Annotated in this window: 6 protein-coding genes; 3 read left to right on the top strand and 3 right to left on the bottom strand. The window is 70.8% G+C overall.

Translation table 11 applies throughout. The annotated features are described in order from the left end of the window. Positions 1-81 precede the first annotated feature (81 nt). Together SACHA_RS0100780 and SACHA_RS0100775 are read right to left on the bottom strand one after the other, a co-directional pair. Positions 82-1,377 (bottom strand): NAD(P)/FAD-dependent oxidoreductase, encoded by a 1,296-nt coding sequence (locus SACHA_RS0100780; RefSeq protein WP_019806413.1) that lies wholly within the window; start codon positions 1,375-1,377, stop codon positions 82-84. A 9-nt stretch (positions 1,378-1,386) separates the two neighbouring features. Further along, positions 1,387-1,626, bottom strand: coding sequence for a DUF6480 family protein (locus SACHA_RS0100775; RefSeq protein ID WP_019806408.1), 240 nt, complete (start codon positions 1,624-1,626; stop codon positions 1,387-1,389). A gap of 145 nt (positions 1,627-1,771) precedes the next feature. Here SACHA_RS0100775 and SACHA_RS0100770 point away from each other — a divergent pair, with 145 nt between their 5' ends. Beyond that, positions 1,772-1,960 (top strand): hypothetical protein, encoded by a 189-nt coding sequence (locus SACHA_RS0100770; RefSeq protein ID WP_019806406.1) that lies wholly within the window; start codon positions 1,772-1,774, stop codon positions 1,958-1,960. A gap of 176 nt (positions 1,961-2,136) precedes the next feature. On the opposite strand, the gene SACHA_RS24755 is transcribed toward SACHA_RS0100770, so the two are convergent. Continuing rightward, entirely contained in the window at positions 2,137-2,286 is a 150-nt protein-coding gene (locus SACHA_RS24755; RefSeq protein WP_019806404.1) for a hypothetical protein, read from the bottom strand. A gap of 188 nt (positions 2,287-2,474) precedes the next feature. Between SACHA_RS24755 and SACHA_RS0100760 the strand changes: the two genes are divergently transcribed. Beyond that, entirely contained in the window at positions 2,475-3,860 is a 1,386-nt protein-coding gene (locus tag SACHA_RS0100760) for an FAD-binding oxidoreductase (RefSeq protein ID WP_019806402.1), read from the top strand. 43 nt (positions 3,861-3,903) lie between these two features. Beyond that, the coding region (locus SACHA_RS25860; protein WP_028662762.1) for a hypothetical protein at positions 3,904-4,107 on the top strand (204 nt) is incomplete at its 3' end.

The following is a 4,107-nucleotide window of genomic DNA, read 5'->3' as shown; positions in this document are numbered from 1 at the left end:
AGGACCTCCGCGCCGCGGTGCGGTCCCGGTTCGGCGGCTGACCACCGCACCGGGACGTCGGCGTCCCGCACCGGACCGCGCTCAGTCGGTGCGGGCGGCCTCCTCGAACGCGCCGCGGGGCTGCTCCCGGGAGCCGAAGTTGACGACGTCGTGCCCGAACGGCGTCCCGACGAGCCAGTCGCCCAGCACCCGTACCGTACGGTTCCACGTCGGGATCTGGGTGGCGTAGTAGGCCCGGCGCAGCGTCCAGGCCAGGGAGCCGTTCACCTTGCGGCCCAGTACCTCGCCCACCGCCTTGTTCTTGCCCAGCGTGACGAACTCGCCACGGCTGTTGTACCGGAACGGTTTCACCGACCGCCCGCGCACCGTGTACAGCAGGTTGTCGCCGAGCTGCTGGGCCTGACGTACCGCGTGCTGGGCGGTCGGCGGGCAGGTGCCGCCCTTCTCCGGGTCCGGGACCGCCGCGCAGTCCCCCGCCGACCAGATGTTCGAGTACCCGTTGACCCGCATGGTGTCGTCGACCACGAGTCGGCCCCGGTCGTCCACGGGCAGACCGAGCTGCCCCACGATCGTCTGGGGCCGGGTACCGGCCACCCAGACGAGGGTGTCGGCCTCGAACTTGGTGCCGTCGGACAGCGCCAGCACCCCGTCCTCGGCGGACTCCAGCAGCGTGTTCAGCCGGATGTCGATGCCGCGCGAGGTCAGCTCGGTGGTCGCCAACTCGGCCAGGTCGGGGGTGACCGTGCCGAGGATCCGGTCGACCGCCTCCACCAGGACCCACCGCATCTCGGTGCGGTCGATCTCCGGATAGCCCTCCAGCACGTCGATCGCCATGTCCTGCAGCTCGGCGACGGCCTCGACGCCGGTGTAGCCGCCGCCGACGAACACGAACGTCAGGGCACGGCGGCGCAGCTCGGGATCGTCGCTGGCCGCCGCGATCTCCAGTTGGCCCAGCACCCGGTCGCGCATGTGCGCGGCCTCGGCCAGCGAGTTGAAGCCGATCCCGTGCTCGGCCAGGCCGGGGATGGGCAGCAGCTTCGAGGTGGCGCCGAGCCCCAGCACGAGTTCGTCGTACTCCAACTCCAGCGCGGGCCCGGCCATGGGCTCCACGGTGGCGGTGCGGCGGTCGCTGTCGATTCCGGTGAGCGTTCCCGCGATGAACCGGGTCCCCCGCAGCACCGCCCGCAACGGCACCACGGCGTGCCGCGGTTCGAGCGTTCCGGAGGCCACCTCCGGCAGCAACGGCCGGTAGACCATGAAGTTCTCCGGGTTGACCACCGTCACCTCGGCCTCACCGTCCCGCAGGCACTGCTGCAGCCGCAGCGCCGTGTAGAGGCCGACATAGCCGCCTCCGACGATCACAATCCGTTTCGGCACACGGACCTCCTAGCCACCGTTGACGAGGTAGACGATCAAATAGGCGAGAAAGAAGCCCGCGACCAGCACGATCGCCAGCACGATCGTCACCACCCACGCCACCGACATCGCCTTCGACTGCCGTGGTTCGCGGTGCGTGGTCCCGGACGTCTGCGCGGAATCCGGCGGCGTCTCCCCCGGGGGGACACCGCCGCCCTCCTCGAGACCCGGCGTGTTCCGCGGGTCGGGGTCCGGACCTTGCGCGGTCATGGCTCCTCCCGTACACCGCGTTGCACTGCCGGATCCCGCCGCGAATACCCGGAACGAGCGACGGTCAACCCGGTGTTTCACCCGTGTGGCGCACGGGTAGGCACCGACGACGGACGTGTGCGACCCGGTGAGAGGAGCCGCGCGGATGCACCGCGACAGTGACACCCACAGCCCCCGCGAGGACGACGAACTCAAGGCCGAGATGCAGGGCATGCTCAAGGGCAACCGCCCGAGCCGGGCCGAGGAGTGGCGCGACCCGGAGCCGCCCGCCGACGACGATCCCGCCGTCGCCGGGTTCGGCGAGGCCATGGAGGAGGGCCGGGAAGGCCGGTGACCCGCCCTGCCCGGCGAGCCGGGCGGTACGGAACCCACCGACGGCACCAAAAATCTTCCGAGGGCACTGGAGCTACCGAGGGCACTGGAGCTACCGAGGGCCGACGGCACGGCGCGGATCCCCGACCGGATCCGCCCCGCCGTCGGCCCTCGCCGTCTGCGCGGTCCCCGGGGCGCTCACTCCCGCCCGCGCACGATCGTCGGTTCCAACTCGTCGTCCTCGTCGAACACGGCGACCCACCCGACACCGGATCCGGTGCCCAGGGTGGTGCCTGCCTCTCCGTACTCGGCGTGGTCCAGCGTCGCCGGGTCGGGGTCGTACTGCATCGGGGTCTCCTTTCGACGGCCGGATGATCTTGATATACCCGGCGAGGGAGACGAAAAACACACCGAATCCCCCTCTCGATGGGTTGAAAATCGGTCAAGTCGCCGCCCCCGCGGCCCGCTCCGCGGGAAACGGGTGAAAGTCCGTCCGTCACCTGGCACCACGTCCGATCCCGTCCGATCATTGAGGCATGGTGCTTCACGACCGGGCGCTCGAGGTCCCCGCTCCGACCGGCGACGGGTACCGGGCCCGGCTGGCGGCGTTGCGCGCGCGACTAGCCACCGTGGGGGCCGACTCGCCGGTGCGGCTGGGGAAGCGGACCTCGAACCTGTTCCGCCCCCGCGCCCGTGCCGCGGGGCCCCGGCTCGACGTCTCCGGCTTCACGCACGTGCTGCACGTGGACCCGGTCTCCCGCACCGCGGACGTCGAGGGGATGGTCACCTACGAGGACCTGGTGGACGCGACCCTCCCGCACGGACTGATGCCGCTGGTCGTCCCGCAGTTGAAGACCATCACCGTGGGCGGGGCGGTCACCGGGCTCGGGATCGAGTCGTCCTCGTTCCGGTCCGGCATGCCGCACGAGTCGGTCCTGGAGATGGAGATCCTCACCGGGGACGGGCGGATCGTGCTCGCCCGGCCGGACAACGAGCACCGTGACCTGTTCTTCGGCTTCCCCAACTCCTACGGCACGCTGGGCTACGCGCTGCGGCTGACGATCGAGCTCGAACCCGTCAAGCCGTACGTGCGCCTGCGGCACGTCCGGCACAGCGACCCGCGGACGTACTTCGCCGAACTGGACCGCGTCTGCCGCGACGAGGCCGCCGACTTCGTGGACGGCACGATCTTCTCGCCGGGCGAGATGTATCTGACGCTGGGCACGTTCACCGACGAGGCCCCGGAGACCAGCGACTACACCTGGCTGGACATCTACTACACCTCGATCCGCCGACGCGACATCGACTACCTGCACACCCGCGACTACCTCTGGCGGTGGGACACCGACTGGTTCTGGTGCTCACGCGCTCTCGGGGTGCAGCACCGCCCCGTGCGGCTGCTGGTCGGACCGCGCAGGCTGCGCTCGGACGTGTACCACCGGATCGTGTCGTTCGAGCGACGGCACCGTGTGCTGGACCGCGTGCGCGGACTGCTGCGCAGGCCCCCGCACGAGATGGTGGTGCAGGACGTCGAGGTCCCCGTGCGGGCCGCCGCGGACTTCCTCGACTTCTTCCACCGGGAGATTCCGATCAGCCCGGTGTGGGTGTGCCCCGTCCGGCAACGCCACGCCGACCGGCAGTGGCCGCTGTACCAGCTGGACCCGCACACGCTGTACGTCAACTTCGGGTTCTGGGCGAGCGTGCCCGCGGGTGCGGACCGGCCGCCGGGCACGCACAACCGGATGATCGAGGACACGGTGACCGCGCTGGGCGGACGCAAGTCGCTGTACTCGGAGAGCTTCTACGACGAGCGGACCTTCTGGCGCCTCTACAACGGCACGGCCTACGCGGACCTGAAGGACCGTTACGACCCGCGGCGACGGCTGCTGGATCTGTACGACAAGTGTGTCAGGGCGAGATGACGCGCCCGGCGGGACGGGCGTGCGGAGGGGAAGGTGAGCCACGGTGGGCGAATTCGGACCCGGCACCACGACGGCACGGGGGGCCCGGAACCACACGGCCACGGACTCGGCCAACACCACGGACACGACCACGGACACGGACACGACCACGGACACGGGGACGACCACGGACACGGGGACGACCACGGACACGGCCGCACCGGACGGGCACCGGACCGCGGGCCCGCGCGGTCGCGGTCCGCGACCG

The sequence above is a fragment of the Saccharomonospora halophila 8 genome (genome assembly GCF_000383775.1).
In the GTDB taxonomy this organism is placed as follows: Bacteria; Actinomycetota; Actinomycetes; order Mycobacteriales; family Pseudonocardiaceae; genus Saccharomonospora; species Saccharomonospora halophila.
This window is presented reverse-complemented; position numbering and strand designations above follow the sequence as displayed.